This is a genomic window from Methylobacterium sp. UNC300MFChir4.1, from assembly GCF_900110155.1.
In the GTDB taxonomy this organism is placed as follows: domain Bacteria; phylum Pseudomonadota; class Alphaproteobacteria; order Rhizobiales; family Beijerinckiaceae; genus Methylobacterium.
This window is the reverse complement of sequence record NZ_FOCS01000017.1, coordinates 86891-102582: the sequence shown is the minus strand read 5'-3', so window position 1 is coordinate 102582 and position 15692 is coordinate 86891. Positions and strand designations below refer to the sequence as shown.

Here is a 15692-nt window from a genome sequence, read left to right as displayed (position 1 = left end):
CATCCCGGCCGATCCAGCGCGGACGGTTCATGCCCCTGTCGACCTCGCTTCCCCTCGCCGCCGGCCTCGTTCTGCTGGCCCTCGCAGGCCCGGCCGCCGCGCAGGCGGGCAAGGCCGAGGCGCCGATTCCGGCCGCGACCCTCGCGCTGATGGCGCAGAAGGGCGTGACGGCCGCCTCGCCGGTCCTGTTCCGGGCCTACAAGAAGGAATCGGAGATCGAGGTCTGGAAGAAGGGCGCCGCGGGCTACGTCTACATCAAGACCTTCCCGATCTGCCGCTGGTCCGGCCAGCTCGGGCCCAAGCGCAAGACCGGCGACCGTCAGACCCCGGAGGGGTTCTACGCCGTGCCCCGGCGCCAGATGAACCCGAACTCGCACTACTATCTGTCCTTCGACGTCGGCTATCCCAACGCCTACGACCGGGCCCATGGCGGCACCGGCTCCGCCGTGATGGTGCACGGGATCTGCTCGTCCATGGGCTGCTTCGCCATGACCAACGGCACGGTCGGCGAGATCTACGCCATCGCCCGGGACGCGCTGAACGGCGGGCAGGCGGCCTTCCAGTTCCAGTCCTACCCGTTCCGGATGACGGCCGAGAACATGGCCCGCCACCGGACCGATCCCAACATCGCCTTCTGGCGGGAGCTCAAGGCCGGCTCCGACCGGTTCGAGGCCAGCCGGGAGGAGCTGCAGGTCTCGGTCGTCGCGGGCCGGTACGCCTTCGCGCCCGCCCGGGATCCCGCCGTCGAGGCGGCCGTCACCACCCGCCGGGCGGTCGAGGAGGCGCGGATGGCCGCGCTCGCCGAGGCGGGCGAGCCGGCCGTGCGCACCACCTATTCCGACGGCGGGCAGAACGCCTTCTGGGCGGCCTACACGGCCCGGGGCGGCGCGGTGGGGGACATCAGCCGGCCGGAGGCCCTGGCCTTCGCCGGGCAGGAGGTGGTGGTCTTGCCCGGCCATCGCGTCCATCGCCCGGTGCCCGAGACGGTCTGGGCCGGCTGGGCCGCGCCCGGATCGGGCCTGTCGCCGCGGCAGATGGCGGGGTTCGTGCCGGTCTACGAGCGGGCGCCCGACCCGTTCGGGGCCCTGGTCGCGCCGCTCCCGACGCGGTACAGCGACGCACTCCCGTCCTGGCTGGCCGCGGGACTCGCCGGATCGGCGACCGGCCGCCCGATTCTGGCCGGGTCGCCGGCCGGTCTCCTGGCCGCCGCGGAGCCCCTCTGAGCATGCGAAGGCCCTTCGCGGCGGCCCGTGCGTGTGCGCGGACGCACATCACGACCGCGTGCGGCACACCAATTCATGATACGGCAGGGGATGAGCGGTACACCTGCTCCGTCGGCCTGCCGTATTCAGAGCTACCTTCCCGGAACGGCGACGGGGTTTCGATCATAAGTGATCGGGACCGACTGTCCGCGGATTCGTGATCGCCATGTCGAACAGTTCCGAGCCGACCATCCTGGCGGCCGACCAGGACCTCGCACTGCGCTTCTGGGGCGTCCGCGGCTCGACGCCCGTCAGCGGCCCGCAATACGCCGAGTTCGGCGGCAGCACGCCCTGCATCGAGGTGCGGTGCGGCCAGCGCATGTTCATCGTCGACGCGGGCTCGGGCATCTACAACCTCGGGCAGGGTCACCGGACCGATCTGCCCCAGGAAGTCGACCTGCTGTTCAGCCACCTGCATCTCGACCACACCGCGGGTCTGCCCTTCTTCAAGCCGGCGGTCCTCGATCCCGACCGGGTGATCAACACCTATTGCGGCAACCTCGGCGGCGAATCGGCCGGGCCGACCCTCGACCGCCTGTTCGCGCCGCCGCTCTTCCCGGTTACGCTCGACAAGCTGTGCTGCACCTTCCACCACCACGGCTTCGAGGCGGGTCAGACCCTGGCCTTCCCGGACGGCACGCGCGTCGCCACGATCCTGCTGAACCATCCGCAGGGATCGGTCGGCTACCGGTTCGAGCACGGCGGCCGACGCCTGTGCCTGATCAGCGACATCGAGCACAGCGACCCGTGGCCGGATCCGGAGCTCGCCGCCTTCGTCGCCGACGCCGACCTGATGGTCTACGACGGCATGTTCACCGACGGGGAATATCCGACCTGCCGGGGCTGGGGGCACTCGACCTGGCAGAAGGGCGTGGAGCTCGCCCGGAACGCCGGCGTGAAGGCGCTCGGGATCATCCACCTGCACCCGGCCCATTCCGACACGGCGCTGCGCGACATGGAGGCCGACCTCCAGGCCGAGATGCCGACGGCGTTCATCGCGCGCGAGCGCCAGAGCCTCATCGTCGGCGCCCCGCGGGCGGTCAGCGGACGGCCGAGCGCGCGCCCGGCCGTGGCGCGGGAGATGCGCCGCCGGATCAAGGTCGCCTGAGGCCGGGCGTCAGACGGAGCGCCGCCGGCGCGTCTGGCTGTACCGGGCCCAGGTGAACAGCACGAACAGCGCGACGCCGATGATCAGGATGCTCCAGCCGTAGTTGCTGACGAGTTGCGCGTCGATCGGGTGGCCGACGTACCCGAGCGCCACCAGCAGACCGAGCACCGCGATCGCCGCGGAAACGAGCATCCCTACAATCATCGAAGTCCCCGGCGCGTCCCATCCGCGCGATTCGGCAGGGCCGTATGGTGGGGAAGAATGCACGGCGGCGGCACCCGTTCCAGCCCCGTGATCAGCCTCCCGCGAGCCGGCGCGCGGTCCCTCGGCCGCGATCATCCGCCCCGCGCTGTTCACCGGAATGGCGCGGCGGCGCATTCGGCGGCTCCCATCGCGCCGAAGTTAGGCTAAGTAGGCCGCCTGACGGCGCCCCGAGGCGCGCGAGGAGCTCGAGACCACGGCGATGAGCGGCCAAGACAACACGACGGCGTCCGCGACGGCGCACACCAGCGAGCAGACGCATTCCGCCGCCGCGCCGGGCCCCCTGCGCCCGCAGGACCAGCTCGTGACCATCTACGGCGGCTCCGGCTTCCTGGGCCGGCACGTGGTGCGGGCGCTGGCCAAGCGCGGCTACCGGATCCGCGTCGCGGTGCGCCGGCCGGACCTCGCGCTGTTCCTGCAGCCGCTCGGGAAGGTCAACCAGATCGTCGCCGTCCAGGCGAACCTGCGCTACCCGGACTCGGTGGCCCGGGCCGCCGAGCGGTCGGATGTGCTGATCAACCTCGTCGGCATCCTGCAGGAGACCGGCTCCCAGAGCTTCGCGCGGCTTCAGGTCGACGGGGCCGAGGCGATCGCCCGCGCCGCGGCGCGCCAGGGCGCCCGGATGATCCAGGTCTCGGCGATCGGCGCCGATCCGGCCTCGCCGTCGCTCTACGCGCGCACCAAGGCGGAGGGCGAGGCGCGGGTCTTCGCCGCCTGCCCGGACGCGGTAGTGTTCCGGCCCTCGCTGATCTTCGGGCCGGGTGACAGCTTCTTCAACCGCTTCGCCGGCCTCGCCCGGGCGCTCCCGGTCCTGCCGCTGGCCGGCGGCCAGTCCCGCTTCCAGCCGGCCTTCGTGGGCGACGTCGCCGAGGCGATCGCCCGCGCGGTCGACGGCACCCTGGCGCCCGGTAAGGTCTACGAGCTCGGCGGCCCGGAGGTGGGCACGCTGGAGCATTTCGTGCGCTACATGCTGAAGACGATCCGGCGGAAGCGGGTCGTCGTGGACCTGCCCGTGCCGGCGGCCAAGCTCCAGGCCCGCATGCTGGAGATCGCCGACACGCTGACCTTCGGCCTGCTGCCGGATTCGCTGAAGCTGACCCGCGATCAGGTCACGCTGCTCCAGAACGACAACGTCGTCTCGGAGGCCGCCAAGGCCGAGGGCCGGACCTTCGAGGGGATCGGGATCACGCCGACCGCCGCGGAGGCGGTGGTGCCGGGCTATCTCTGGACCTTCCGCAAGGCGGGCCAGTTCGCCACCGATCGCGACGAGGAAGTCCTGTCCGAGGTGCCCGACACGCTGGCGTCGCAGCCCCTGGCGGCCGGCTCGCAGCACCGGCCGAAGACCGCCTCCGGCCCGGCGATCGGCGCCGATGCCGGCAGCTCGCCGGGGGCCGGGCAGGGCAGCATGGGCGTGCGCTGGGGAACCCGGAACCCGGGCTAGGTGACGCTCCCCGCCCGGATCGCGCCGTGAGCGCGCCCTCTCCCCACGGGTCCGGCGGCCCGGCCCCGCGGCGCGTCCTCGTCACCGGGGCGGCCGGTTTCGTGGGCGGCCACGTCCTGCCGCTCCTGGCGGGGGCTACGGCGGGGTCGACGGCGCGGGCGGGCGACTGCGTGGCCGGGATCGGGCGGGGGCGGTCGCCGCGCCTGCCGGAGGGCGTCACCTACGCGGCGATCGACCTCCTCGACGAAGCCGCGCTCGGCGGCTTCGTGGCGCGGTTCCGGCCGACCGCGATCCTGCACCTGGCGGGCCTCGCCTCGGTGGCGGATTCCGCGAGCGGCCCGGGCCAGACGTGGCGGGTCAACGTCAACGGCCTGATGAACCTCGTGGCCGCGGTGGAGGCGGTGCCGGGCTGCACCTTCTTCTTCGTCAGTTCCGGCGAGGTCTACGGCAGCGCGTTCCTCGCCGGCCACGCCCTCAGCGAGGCGGTCGAGCCGCTGCCGCGCAACACCTACGCCCGGTCGAAATGGGTCGGCGAGCAGCTGCTCCGCGACCTGCTGCCCCGCATCGGCGTGAAGCTCGTCGTGCTGCGGCCGTTCAACCATATCGGTCCCGGCCAGGACGAGCGCTTCGTCGTGGCCTCCTTCGCGGGACAGATCGCCCGGATCGAGGCCGGCCTCGTGCCGCCCTGCCTGGAGGTCGGCAACCTCTCGTCCTACCGCGACTTCCTCGACGTCGCCGACGTGGCGAACGCCTACGCCGACCTGATCGGCCGGGCGGACTCCCTGGCGGACGGGAGCGTGTTCAACATCAGCTCGGGCCAGCCGCGGACGATCGCCAGCGTCCTCGAGGACCTGCGTGCCCGGGCCCGGGTGCCGTTCGAGATCCGCGTCGCCCCGGAGCGGGTGCGGCCGACCGAGATCCCCCTGGCCGCGGGCGATGCCGGCCGCCTCCACGCCGCCACCGGCTGGCAGCCGCGGGTCTCGTGGGACGCGGCCCTGACCCGGGTTCTGGACGACGCGCGGGCGCGGCTCGCGGACGCGCGCGCGACCCGCTGAGACGCCGGGCCCCGCGCGACGCGGCGCTCAGCGCTCCGCGACGCCGATCAGCGCGGTGGAGGGGATCGGCAGGACGGGTCGACCGCCCGCCATGCGCCGCGCCTCCGCGATCACCGCGGCCCGGTCGTCCGTGCTCAGGTCGACCCAGTCCGGCGACAGGCCGAACACCGTGTCGGGGTCGTCGAGCAGGGCGACGTCGAGCGCGTAGTCGAAGGTCACCCGGTCGATCCGGGGGGCCGCGTACCCGGCCGCGACCAGTTCCCGGGTGAAGCCTGCCGGATCGCCGAGCGCCCGCACCCCGTCGGGCATCGCCCGGCTCTCGCGCTCGGGGAACAGCCGGCGGCGGATCTCGCCGAGCAGCAGGAACGTCGCCGCGCCCTGGTCCTGCCACGTCGCGACGACGCCCAGTCCCCCGGGCCGCGTCACGCGCGCCATCTCGGCGAGGCCCTTCCGCCAGTCGGGGAACATGATCACCCCGAAGATCGAGAACACCGCGTCGAAACCGCCGTCGGGCAGGTCGAGGGCCTGGCCGTCCATGACCCGCGCGTCGACGTTGGGCAGGGCCGCCCCGGCGATGCGCGCGACCATGCCGGGCGCGAAGTCGACCGCGAGGACCTGCGCCCCCGTCCGCGCCGCGGCCAGCGCGAGGGCGCCGGTGCCGGCCGCGACGTCGAGGACGCGGCTCCGCCCGGTCAGCGGCACCCGCGCGAGCGCCGCCTCGGCGAAGCGCGCCGTGAACGGGTGGGCGGTCGTCTCGTAGTGCTCGGCGACCTTGTCCCACCGATCGGGGTTCTCGAACTCGCGCACCGCTTCGGCTCCGCTCCATCACGTAACTTGATAAGTATCGTGATGCGGCACGGTTGCCAATCCCGAGCCCGGTGTGATGGATCGACGGGTGCGCACCGACAGCCGCCTCTCCCGAACGCTCCATGTGCTGCTTCACATGGCCCGCCACGACGGACCGATGACGTCCGAAGCGATCGGGCGGATGCTCGGGACGAACCCCGTGGTCGTCCGCCGAACGATGGCGGGGCTCAGAACCGCGGGCTACGTGAAATCGGAGAAGGGGCACGGCGGCGGATGGTCCATCGCGGCGGACCTGAACGCGGTCTCGCTGCTCGACGTTCACCGCGCGGTCGGCGGCCCCCGCATCTTCGCGATCGGCAGCGATCGCGCGAACCCGGCCTGCGCGGTCGAGAAGGTCGTCAACGCGGCGGTCGAGGACACGCTGCGCGAGGCCGAGGCGCTCCTGGTCGCGCGGCTCGGTTCCGTCAGCCTCGCCGAACTCGCGCGAAGCTTCGACGCCCGGTGCCGGCCCGACGGGCCGTCGGACGCCTCGACCTGCGCCTGACGGCGGGCGGTTGCCGCGGCGGCGCTCAGGCGCCATCCTCGGCATCGACGCGGACCAGCACGAGATGAGCGGCCATGGGCCTCCTGGACGGATTGCTCGGACACGGCTCGGCCGTCGACGCGGCCTCCCTGGAGCGCCGGCTCGACGGCATCCTGATCGAGGGCGAGACGGCGCGGCTCGCCTTCAAGATCATCCGGGACGTGTTCGTGTTCACCGAGCGCCGCGTCATCCTGATCGACGTCCAGGGCGTGACCGGCAGCAAGGTCGAGTTCCTGTCGGTGCCGTACCGCGCGATCGTGCGCTTCTCGGTCGAGACCGCCGGCACGTTCGACCTCGACGCCGAGTTGAAGATCTGGGTCTCGGGGGCGGCGGAGCCGATCCAGCGCACCCTGAAGAAGGGCGCGGATGTCCGGGGCATCCAGCGGGCCCTCGCCGAGGGCGTGCTGCGTTAGGCCGGGGCGCGCGCCGGCGGGCGGCGGCAGCCTAGCGGACCACGCCCTTGGTCCGCAGGGCGTCGCGCGCGGCCTCGGGGTAGTCCAGGTGCTCGGCCAGGATCTCGGCGCTCGAATCCCCGAGGCCCGGCGGCATGCGGCGCACCGGCAGCCGGCGACCGTCGAGCCGGTAGGGCGGGGCGATGACGTGGGCGTTCGCGGAGGCCGCCTCCGGTGCCGCGACCACCAGCCCGGCTTCCCGGGCGCGGTCGCAGGTGAGCGCCTCGCGCAGGCCCATCACCTCGCCGCAGGGGATGCCCGCCGCCCGGAGCCGCGCGATCAGCGGCGCGCGCTCCCACTTGGCGAGCTCGGCCTCCAGCACGGGGATGAAGGCGGCGCGGTTGCGCGACCGGTCGAGGTTGGTGGCGAAGCGCGGGTCGGCGACCCAGTCCGGCCGCTCCAGCACCTGCTCGCAGAAGCGGCGGTACTGCCCGTTGTTGCCGACCGTGATCACCACCGGCCCGTCGCCGGCCTCGAACACCCCGTAGGGCACGATCGACGGGTGGGCGTTGCCGTAGCGGGGCGGATCGATCCCCCGGGCGAGCGCCTCCAGGCCGTAATAGGAGGTCAGCGCCACGCCGCAATCGAACAGGGCGAGGTCGACGGTCCGGCCGCGCCCGGTCCGCTCCCGCTGGTACAGGGCGGCCAGCACGGCCTGGGCGGCGAACTGGCCGGTGAACAGGTCGACCGCCGCGACCCCGAACTTGAGGGGCGGTCCCCCGGCCTCGCCGTTGAGCGCCATCACGCCGGATTCGCCCTGGACCACGAGGTCGTAGCCGGGCCGGCCGGCCTCGGAGCCGTCGGAGCTGTAGCCGGCGATCGAGCAGTAGATCAGGCCGGAATTCTCCGCCGACAGGTCCGCGTAGCCGAGGCCGAGCTTCTCGGCCCCGCCGGTCTTGAAGTTCTGGACGAGCACGTCGCTCTCGCGGGCAAGCGCCTTGACGATCGCCAGCCCCTCCGGCGTGGCGAGGTCGACGCCGATCGAGCGCTTGTTGCGGTTCACGCTGTCGAAATACGAGGTGTTGCCGGGGCTCGTCGGCACGCCCCAGTCGCGGGTGTCGTCGCCGCGCTCCGGGTGCTCGACCTTGATCACGTCGGCGCCGAGATCGCCCAGCACCTGCGCGCACCAGGGCCCGGCCAGGACCCGGGACAGGTCGAGGACGCGGATTCCGGCGAGCGGCAGGTCGGCAACGGCATCCATCGCGATGGTCCTCAGGCTCCCATGACGCCGTCGAGGCTGCGCACGGCGTCGATCAGTCTCGGGCGCGCCACCTCCAGGAGGAAGCGCGCGTCGGTGATGACGGTGGGGGCACCGCAATTGACCGACATGGGCGGCAGGCCGCCGCCGGGATGGAACCCCACCGCGATGGCGCAGACCGTCTCCTGCCACTCGCCGAACGAGGTGCAGCAGCCGAGTTCCCGGTGCTCCTCCACCGCGCGGTCGAGGCCGGCGCGCAGCACCGGCCAGGCCACGGGATCCAGCGCCTTCAGGTCCTCGTAGATGCCCGCGCGCTCCCGGTCCGGGCAGACCGCCACGTAGGCGCGGCCCATGGCGCTGCGGGCCAGCGAGATGCGCGAGCCGGTGTCGAGGTTGAGCGAGATCGCCGCCGGGCCGCGCTGGCAGTCGACGTAGCGCATGCTGAGCCGGTCCCGCACCCCGAGGCCGACCGAGGCGTTGGCCGCCTCCGCGACCGCGCGCAGCACCGGCCGGGCGATGGCGCGGACGTCGAGGCCGCCCAGGGCGGCCGAGCTCAGCGCGATGGTGGCGGTGCCGAGGCGGTAGCGGCCGAGCTCGGCCATGTGCTGCAGGTAGCCGAGCTTGGTCAGCGTGTAGGTCAGCCGCGACACGGTGGAGCGCGGCAGCCCGCAGGCCTCAGCGATGTCGTGGTTGGCGAGGCTCGTGCGCCCCGGGCCGAAGCAGGCGAGCACCGACAGCCCCCGGGCCAGGGCCGTGACGAAGTGCCGGTCCTCCTTCGCGCCGGCGCCGGCCGCGTCGGGCTCGGCCACGTCGGGCTCGGCCGTGTCGAGCCCGATATCGGATCCGGCGCGCGGGCCGGCCTCCACCTCCATCCGGCCGCTCATCGGCGCAGGAACGCCGCGAAGGCCGCCTGCGCCGCCGGACCGCGGCGGAGGGCGTGGAAGACCTCCGCCTCGGCGTCGAGGGCGCGGGCGACGCTGTCGTCGTGGCCGCGCCGCAGCGCCTGCTTGGTGGCGGCGATCGAGACACGGGGCAGGGCGGCGAGCGCGCGCGCCTTGGCGAGTGCGGTCTCCAGGGCCGTCCCGGCCGGGACGGCGGCGTTGATCAGGCCGGCCGCGGCGGCGTCCGCGGCCGTGAAGGGCTCGCCGAGCATCAGCAGCTCGGCGGCGCGTTTCGATCCCGCCACCAGGGGCAAAAGGTAGCTCGACCCGCCCTCCGGACTGAGGCCCAGGGCCGTGAAGGGCAGGCGGAACCGTGCCCCGTCCCCCGCGTAGGCGAGGTCGCAGTGGAGCAGCAGCGTCGTGCCGATGCCGACCGCGTGGCCCTCCACGGCGGCCACGACCGGGAGCGGGCAGGCGCGCAGGGCCTTGAGGAAGGTGAGGCCGGGACTGTCGCCCCCGGTCTCGACGTCCTGGAAATCCTTGAGATCGTTGCCGGCGGTGAAGCATCCGCCCGCGCCGGTGAGGACCAGGGCGCGCACCTCCGCGTCCCGTCCCGCGGCCTCCAGGGCGTCGGTCAGGCCCGCGTAGGTCGCCCGGTCGAGGGCGTTGCGCCGGTCCGGCCGGTCGATCGTGACGAGCCGGATCCCGGGCTCCGGATCGGCGAGGCGGACGCTCACGGAACGGCCCCGCCGTCGCGGTCTGCGGCGAAATCCGCGGCGTAGTCCGCGGAGCGGCCGGCCGTCCGCGCCCGCGCCGCCGCGTATTCCCGGGCGAGCCGGGCGACGAGGTCGGCGGTCGCCGGCGCGTCCGCGATGGTGCCGACACCCTGGCCGGCGCCCCAGACGTCGCGCCACGCCTTCACGCTGGCGCTGCCGAAGTCCATCGCGGTCTTGTCGCGCACCGGCAGGGCCTCGGGATCGAGCCCGGCGGCGCGGATGCTCGGCGTCAGGTAGTTGCCCGGAACGCCGGTGAAGTAGGGGGTGTAGAGGATGTCGGCGGCCGCGCTGCCGGCGATCATGTCCTTGTAGGCCGCCGCCGCGTTCGCCTCCCGGGTGGCGATGAAGCGGGTGCCCATGTAGGCGAGGTCGGCACCCATGGCCTGGGCCGCCAGGATCGCGGAGCCCGAGGTGATCGCCCCCGACAGGATCAGCGGCCCGTCGTAGAACCGCCGGATCTCGCCCACCAGGGCGAAGGGGCTCAGTGTCCCCGCGTGCCCGCCCGCCCCGGCGCAGACCAGGATCAGCCCGTCGACGCCGGCCTCCAGCGCCTTCTCGGCGTGGCGGACATTGGTGACGTCGTGGAACACCACCCCGCCATAGGCGTGGACCGGGCGGATCACCGCGTCCGGCGCCCGCAGGGAGGTGATGATGATCGGCACCCGGTGCCGGACGCAGGCCTCGACATCCTGCGCCAGCCGGTCGTTGGAGGCGTGGACGATCTGGTTCACCGCGAACGGCGCGATCTTCCGCGACGGGTCGGCGGCGCGGGCCTGCGCGAGCGTCTGCGTGATCCGCGCGAGCCACGCGTCGAGGAGTTCGGCCGGCCGGGCATTCAGCGCGGGAAAGGAGCCGACGACCCCGGACAGGCACTGGGCGATGACCAGCTCCGGGCCGGAGACGATGAACATCGGGGCGCAGATCACCGGCAGGGCGAGCCGGCCGCGCAGGATCTCGGGCAGGCGCCCGCCCGGGTCGCGCTCGGGACCGTCGCTCACCGCCCGCTCCCCGCTGCCGGAACTCGCGCCGGACAGGCGCCCCCGGGCCGCTCGCCCCGATCCTTGCCGCGCACCGCGATCATCCCCCTGCCTCCGGCGGCCCGGCCTTCGCGCGCCGGGCGGCGTCCGCAACCGAGTCTCATTCAGGGCCGTTGTGATGGCATGGCCCCGGGCCGCGGGTCAAACGGCCGAGGCGATACTTTTCTGCACTGCAGAACAGTTGACCGCACCCCGATGACAGACCTTGCCCGTCCTTGACGCTGGCGGGCACTCGGACCAACATCCCTCCGAAATGCGGACACTTATTCTGCATTGCAGAACAACAGGGAGTATCGGGTGGTTCGTCAGGAGGTCGACGGCGGCGTGGCCGTGCTCACGCTCGCCAACCCGCCGGTCAACGCGCTGGGCGCCGCGCTGCGGGCGGCCCTCGACGAGGCCCTGACGAACGCCATCGCGGACGCGTCGGTCCGGGCCGTCGTCCTGGCCGCGGAGGGCAAGGTGTTCGTCGGCGGCGCCGATATCGGCGAGTTCGGCAAGCCGCAGCACCCGCCGAGCCTGCCGGACATCCTGGACCGGCTCGATGCCAGCCCGAAGCCGGTGGTGGCGGCGATCGGCGGCGCGGCCCTCGGCGGCGGCCTGGAGCTGGCGATGGCCTGCCACGGCCGCGTCGCGTCCCCGTCGGCGCGGATCGGCCTGCCGGAGATCAAGCTCGGGATCATCCCGGGGGCGGGGGGCACGCAGCGCCTGCCGCGCCTGATCGGGCCCGACGCCGCCTTCGCGATGATGCTCACCGGCGAGCCGGTCTCCGCCGAGACGGCGGCGACGCTGGGCATCGTGGACGCCGTGGTGCTCGGCGACCTCGTCGCGGAAGCGCGCACCCGCGCCCTGGAACTCGCCGATTCCGGCGCCCTGCCGCGGGCGCGCGACCGGTCCGAGACGCTGACGCCGGAAGCACGGGAAAAATTCGAGGCGCAGGCCGCGGAGGCGGTGAAGCGCGATCCCGACGCCACCAACGTCCACGCCCTGGCGCGGGCGGTCCGCGCGGGCCTGGAGCGAGATTTCGATGCTGCCGTGGCGGTGGAGCGGGCCGAGTTCCGCACCCTGGTGGAGGATCCGCGCTCGAAGGCCCTGCGCTACGCCTTCTTCGCCGAGCGCGAGGCCGGCCGGGTGCCCGGCCTGCCGAAGGACACGCCCCGCCGCCCCGTCCGCACGGCCGCGGTGATCGGCGCCGGCACGATGGGCGGCGGCATCGCCATGTGCTTCGCCAATGCCGGGATCCCCGTGACGGTGATCGAGACGGAAGAGGGCGCCCTGGCGCGCGGCCTCGACCGGGTGAGGGGGCTCTACGCCGGATCGGCCAAGCGCGGCTCGATCACCGAGGCCCAGCGCGACGAGCGGGTCGGCCGGATCACCGGGGCGCTCGGCCTGGAGACCGCCGGGGAGGCCGACATCGTCGTCGAGGCGGCCTTCGAGGACATGGGCGTCAAGCGCGAGATCTTCACCAAACTCGATCAGGTCGCCAAGCCCGGCGCGATCCTGGCCACCAACACCTCCTACCTCGACGTGAACGCCATCGCGGCGGTGACCAACCGGCCGCAGGACGTGCTCGGCCTGCACTTCTTCAGCCCGGCCAACGTCATGCGCCTCGTCGAGGTGGTCCGTGCGGAGAAAACCGCACCGGACGTGTTGGCCACCGCGCTGGACCTGGGCAAGCGCCTCAACAAGCTGCCGGTGACGGTGGGAGTCTGCTTCGGCTTCGTGGGCAACCGGATGCTGGAGCGCCGCAGCCGGGCCGGCGAGCGGTTGCTGCTCGAGGGCGCGCTGCCCCACGAGGTCGACGCGGCGGTCACTGGCTTCGGCTTCCGGATGGGGCCTTTCGCCATGGCCGACCTCGCGGGGCTCGATATCGGCTGGCGCTCGCGCAAGGATTTCGGCGGTCGGGCGCCGGTGGCGGACTCGCTCGCCGAGCAGGGCCGGTTCGGCCAGAAGACCGGACGCGGCTTCTACCTTTACCCGGACGGCGCCCGCGCCGGCACGCGCGACCCGGAGGTGGAGGCGCTGATCGCGCGCGTCGCCGCCGAGCACGGCGTCGCGCGCCGCAGCTTCACGGCCGACGAGATCGTCGCGCGGCTCATGTACCCGATGGTCAACGAGGGCGCGCGGATCCTGGAGGAGGGCATCGCGGCCCGGCCCGGCGACATCGATACGATCTGGATCAACGGCTACAATTGGCCCGCCTGGCGCGGCGGCCCGATGCACTGGGCCGACACGGTCGGATTGAAGACCGTCGTCGAAGCCTTGTCGCGCTTCGCGGCCGAGACCGGCGACGACAGCCAGGAGCCGGCGCCGCTCCTGAAGAAGCTCGCCGCCGAGGGCGGCAGCTTCGCCGGCCTGAAGAACGCCTGAGCGGGAGAGCGATCATGACCGAAGCGGTGATCGTCTCGACCGCCCGCACGCCCATCGGCAAGGCGCATCGCGGCGCGCTGAACCTCACCCGCGGCGCCGACCTCGCGGCCCACGCGATCCGCGGCGCCCTGGATCGGGCGTCCCTGGAGCCCGCGGCCGTCGAGGAGGTGGTGCTCGGCTGCGGCTATCCCGAGAACGCCACGGGCGGCAACGTCGCCCGCCACGCGGCCCTGGTGGCGGGGATCCCGGTCGAGTCGGCCGGCGTCACGGTCTCGCGCTTCTGCGCCTCGGGCCTGGAGGCGATCGCCAGCGCGGCGCGCCGGATCATCCTCGACGGCGTGCCGGTGGCGGTGGCGGGCGGCGTCGAGTCGATCAGCCTCGTCCAACCGAAGGTCCAGCGGGAGCTGACCCGCAACGCGTGGCTGGAGGCGCATCTGCCGGCGATCTACATGCCGATGATCGAGACCGCCGACATCGTGGCGGAGCGCTATCGGATCTCCCGGGAGGCGCAGGACCACTTCGCCCTGGAGAGCCAGCGACGGACCGCTGCGGCGCAGGAATGCGGGCTGTTCGACGACGAGATCGTCCCGATGAGCGCCGTCATGGCGGTGACCGACAAGGCCACCGGCGAGACCCGGGAGGTCGAGACCCGGCTCGCCAAGGACGAGGGCAACCGCCCGGACACGACCCTGGAGGGGCTGTCCAAGCTCAAGCCCGTGCGCGGGGAGGGGGCCTTCATCACGGCGGGCAATGCCAGCCAGCTCTCGGACGGCGCCTCGGCCAGCGTGCTGATGTCGGCCGACGAGGCGGCGCGGCGCGGCCTCGAACCGCTCGGCATCTTCCGAGGCTTCGCCTCGGCGGGCTGCGGGCCGGACGAGATGGGCATCGGCCCGGTCTTCGCGGTGCCGCGGCTCCTCGAGCGGCAGGGCCTGCGCGTCTCCGACATCGACCTGTGGGAGCTGAACGAGGCCTTCGCGTCCCAGTCGGTCTACTGCCGGGACACGCTCGGGATCGACCCCGAGAAGGTCAACGTCAACGGCGGCGCCATCGCGGTCGGCCACCCGTTCGGCATGTCGGGGGCGCGGCTCGTGGGCCACGCCCTGCTGGAGGGCCGCCGCCGCGGCGCGCGCTACGCCGTCGTGACCATGTGCGTCGCCGGCGGCCAGGGCTGCGCCGGCCTATTCGAGATCGCCCGGAGCTGAGCCGATGGACCTGCGCTTCACCGACGACGAGATCGCGTTCCGCGACGAGGTCCGGACCTTCTGCAGGACGGAAATCCCGGCGGAGATCCGGAAGAAGGTTTCGGAGGGGCGCAGTCTCTCGAAGGAGGACTACGTCACGAGCCAGCGGATCCTCAACGCCAAGGGCTGGGCGGTGCCGCACTGGCCGCAGGAATGGGGGGGCCGGGACTGGACCCCGATCCAGCGCTACATCTACACCGAGGAGCTGTTCCAGGCGGCGGTTCCGCTGCCCCAGCAATTCAACTGCTACATGTTCGGCCCGGTGCTGGCGACCTTCGGGCGGCAGGACCAGAAGGCGCGCTTCCTGCCGCGCGCCGCCAACCTCGACGACTGGTGGTGCCAGGGCTTCTCCGAGCCGGGCGCCGGCTCGGACCTCGCCTCGCTGAAGACCAGGGCGGTGCGCGACGGCGACCACTACGTCGTGGACGGCCAGAAGACCTGGACGACGCTCGGCCAGCACGCCGACTGGATCTTCTGCCTGGTGCGCACCGATTTCGAGGCCAAGAAGCAGCGCGGCATCTCCTTCCTGCTCATCGACATGACGACGCCCGGGATCACCGTGCGGCCGATCCTGACGCTGGAGGGGCGGCACGAGGTCAACGAGGTCTTCTTCGACGCCGTGCGCGTGCCCGTGGAGAACCTCGTCGGCGAGGAGAACCGGGGCTGGGACTACGCGAAGTTCCTGCTCGCCAACGAGCGCACCGGCATCGCCCGGATCGGCCTCACCAAGGAGCGGATCGCCCGGATCAAGCGGCTGGCCCGCGAGATGCCGGCCGGGTCCGGCACGATGTGGGACGATCCCGCCTTCCGCGCCCGCGTCGCGGAGGTCGAGGTCGAGCTGAAGGCCCTGGAGATCACCCAGATGCGGGTGGCGGCCAAGCAGGGAAGGGCGGATTCGGTGGAGCCGGACCCGGCCTCGTCGCTGCTCAAGATCCGCGGCTCGCAGCTCCAGCAGGCGGCGACCGAGCTGCTGGTGGAGCTCGCCGGGCCCTTCGCCCTGGCGGCGCCCGCGCGCGGGGCCGGGGCCAACAACCTGCCCGGCGGCTTCGACTGGGTCGACGCGGCGGCGCCGAGCTACTTCAACAACCGCAAGGTCTCGATCTACGGCGGCTCGAACGAGATCCAGCACAACGTCATCGCCAAGGGCATCCTGGGGTTGTGAGCGGTCGCCTCGCCCCGTCCTCCCCCTCATCCTGAGGTGCCGGGCGCCTCCGACGACATCC

15 protein-coding genes are annotated in these 15692 nt (G+C 73.0%); 9 read left to right on the top strand and 6 right to left on the bottom strand.

Going from position 1 to position 15692, the window contains the following annotated elements; translation table 11 throughout:
- Positions 1-29: 29 nt before the first annotated feature.
- Positions 30-1223, top strand: a complete 1194-nt coding sequence (locus BMY19_RS21345) for a L,D-transpeptidase family protein (protein WP_100252865.1) — start codon at positions 30-32, stop codon at positions 1221-1223.
- A 205-nt stretch (positions 1224-1428) separates the two neighbouring features.
- A complete protein-coding gene (locus BMY19_RS21340; RefSeq protein ID WP_020092387.1) occupies positions 1429-2370 on the top strand; it encodes an MBL fold metallo-hydrolase in 942 nt (313 codons plus the stop codon).
- A gap of 9 nt (positions 2371-2379) precedes the next feature.
- Here BMY19_RS21340 and BMY19_RS21335 read toward each other — a convergent pair whose 3' ends face one another.
- A complete protein-coding gene (locus BMY19_RS21335; RefSeq protein ID WP_244534970.1) occupies positions 2380-2562 on the bottom strand; it encodes a hypothetical protein in 183 nt (60 codons plus the stop codon).
- A gap of 271 nt (positions 2563-2833) precedes the next feature.
- Between BMY19_RS21335 and BMY19_RS21330 the strand changes: the two genes are divergently transcribed.
- Both BMY19_RS21330 and BMY19_RS21325 read left to right on the top strand, forming a co-directional pair.
- On the top strand, positions 2834-4072 hold the full coding sequence (locus BMY19_RS21330) for a complex I NDUFA9 subunit family protein (protein WP_020092389.1): 1239 nt from the start codon (positions 2834-2836) through the stop codon (positions 4070-4072).
- A 26-nt stretch (positions 4073-4098) separates the two neighbouring features.
- Positions 4099-5127 (top strand): NAD-dependent epimerase/dehydratase family protein, encoded by a 1029-nt coding sequence (locus BMY19_RS21325; RefSeq protein WP_100252863.1) that lies wholly within the window; start codon positions 4099-4101, stop codon positions 5125-5127.
- Between the two features lie 27 nt (positions 5128-5154).
- On the opposite strand, the gene BMY19_RS21320 is transcribed toward BMY19_RS21325, so the two are convergent.
- On the bottom strand, positions 5155-5934 hold the full coding sequence (locus BMY19_RS21320; RefSeq protein ID WP_100252862.1) for a class I SAM-dependent methyltransferase: 780 nt from the start codon (positions 5932-5934) through the stop codon (positions 5155-5157).
- Positions 5935-6022: 88 nt separating this feature from the next.
- Here BMY19_RS21320 and BMY19_RS21315 point away from each other — a divergent pair, with 88 nt between their 5' ends.
- Positions 6023-6478, top strand: coding sequence for an Rrf2 family transcriptional regulator (locus tag BMY19_RS21315; protein ID WP_207904183.1), 456 nt, complete (start codon positions 6023-6025; stop codon positions 6476-6478).
- A gap of 74 nt (positions 6479-6552) precedes the next feature.
- Complete coding sequence (locus BMY19_RS21310; protein ID WP_020092393.1) at positions 6553-6930, top strand: PH domain-containing protein; 378 nt, start codon at positions 6553-6555, stop codon at positions 6928-6930.
- A 31-nt stretch (positions 6931-6961) separates the two neighbouring features.
- Here BMY19_RS21310 and BMY19_RS21305 read toward each other — a convergent pair whose 3' ends face one another.
- Genes BMY19_RS21305 through BMY19_RS21290 form a run of 4 tightly spaced genes read right to left on the bottom strand, consistent with a single transcriptional unit; the run spans position 6962 to position 10822 of the window.
- Positions 6962-8170 carry a CaiB/BaiF CoA transferase family protein gene (locus tag BMY19_RS21305; protein WP_091979858.1) on the bottom strand — a complete coding sequence of 403 codons (1209 nt, stop codon included), beginning with the start codon at positions 8168-8170 and terminating at the stop codon, positions 6962-6964.
- A gap of 11 nt (positions 8171-8181) precedes the next feature.
- A complete protein-coding gene (locus BMY19_RS21300) occupies positions 8182-9051 on the bottom strand; it encodes an IclR family transcriptional regulator (protein ID WP_244527028.1) in 870 nt (289 codons plus the stop codon).
- Positions 9048-9785 carry an enoyl-CoA hydratase-related protein gene (locus tag BMY19_RS21295; RefSeq protein WP_056523441.1) on the bottom strand — a complete coding sequence of 246 codons (738 nt, stop codon included), beginning with the start codon at positions 9783-9785 and terminating at the stop codon, positions 9048-9050. The genes BMY19_RS21300 and BMY19_RS21295 overlap by 4 nt, the downstream gene beginning before the upstream one ends.
- Positions 9782-10822, bottom strand: a complete 1041-nt coding sequence (locus tag BMY19_RS21290; protein ID WP_170863013.1) for an NAD(P)H-dependent flavin oxidoreductase — start codon at positions 10820-10822, stop codon at positions 9782-9784. The genes BMY19_RS21295 and BMY19_RS21290 overlap by 4 nt, the downstream gene beginning before the upstream one ends.
- Positions 10823-11158: 336 nt before the next feature.
- Between BMY19_RS21290 and BMY19_RS21285 the strand changes: the two genes are divergently transcribed.
- Genes BMY19_RS21285 through BMY19_RS21275 form a run of 3 tightly spaced genes read left to right on the top strand, consistent with a single transcriptional unit; the run spans position 11159 to position 15631 of the window.
- The gene (locus BMY19_RS21285; protein WP_100252861.1) at positions 11159-13228 is read left to right on the top strand and encodes a 3-hydroxyacyl-CoA dehydrogenase NAD-binding domain-containing protein; all 2070 of its coding nucleotides are present in this window, start codon (positions 11159-11161) and stop codon (positions 13226-13228) included.
- 14 nt (positions 13229-13242) lie between these two features.
- Positions 13243-14430 carry an acetyl-CoA C-acyltransferase gene (locus BMY19_RS21280; RefSeq protein WP_091979850.1) on the top strand — a complete coding sequence of 396 codons (1188 nt, stop codon included), beginning with the start codon at positions 13243-13245 and terminating at the stop codon, positions 14428-14430.
- A 4-nt stretch (positions 14431-14434) separates the two neighbouring features.
- Positions 14435-15631 carry an acyl-CoA dehydrogenase family protein gene (locus tag BMY19_RS21275; RefSeq protein ID WP_100252860.1) on the top strand — a complete coding sequence of 399 codons (1197 nt, stop codon included), beginning with the start codon at positions 14435-14437 and terminating at the stop codon, positions 15629-15631.
- Positions 15632-15692: the final 61 nt, after the last annotated feature.